The organism is Bartonella sp. AC130YNZD (assembly GCF_042196865.1).
Lineage (GTDB): Bacteria > Pseudomonadota > Alphaproteobacteria > Rhizobiales > Rhizobiaceae > Bartonella.
Genome location: NZ_JBHIQZ010000133.1, coordinates 1 through 860 on the forward strand (window position 1 = coordinate 1; position 860 = coordinate 860).

Below are 860 nucleotides of genomic sequence, written 5' to 3' on the forward strand. Positions count from 1 at the left end.
GCTTTACAAGTTGATGGGGATTTGTTGAATGATTTTGGTGCCATTTTAGCAGAGGGTGATTTGGGTTTCACCAATGCGGCTGGCAGCGGAAAAAGCCTTTCCCTTGTTAACAAAGCAGGCTTTATTCAAGCTGGTGGAAACTTAAATATCCAAACCAACACCCTGAAAAACGAAGCTGATAGCACGCCTGTCATCACAGAAAAAACCGAATATAGCGATATTTCTTTCCAAAGACCAAAGGGTTCTGATAGGCTCAGTGATGGGATGTTATATCAAGATGGTCCCAACCTTTGGGGAAAGGGACACGAACATCAAAGTCATACCGGACCTTTTGACGGGCACGTAAGAATTTTCTTGGATGTTCCTCTTTGGTCGAGCAAAGAAGAAACCTATGGCACCGCAATTTCAAGCGATGGAACAGTCTATAAGGCTTTTACTTGGGAATTTAAGCCTGTCTATGATCAAAAGTCCGTAAAACGCTACCAATGGAATGGTTCTCGGCGGAAGGCAGGAGGGGGCTGGTCAATAAACGAAAATTGGTCACACATGATAGAAAAGACTGTCACACAAGCATTTTCGCATAAACCAACTGTTTCGGGGGTAATACAATCTAGTGGCAATCTTATTATTAACGCTGATACCATTGACAACCATTATAGCTCTATGAGAGCAGGGGGAAATGCCGATATCCACGCCAATGTGCTGACCAATTTAGGTGCAACGGCTTATAAAAAAACCTATATGGGTTGTAATGCCAATATCCAGGATGGTTATTGTTATGGTTATAAAGCTGATGGAAGCCGCGATGTTTCTTTAGATATAGCCAATGGCAAGGATCGCCAGATTGGTTCAGAAGCTTT

Annotated in this window: 1 pseudogene; it reads left to right on the plus strand. The window is 42.8% G+C overall.

Features of this window, described 5'->3' with window-relative positions:
* A pseudogene (locus ACFINU_RS10100) lies at window positions 1-860 on the plus strand (filamentous hemagglutinin); the annotation flags it as partial.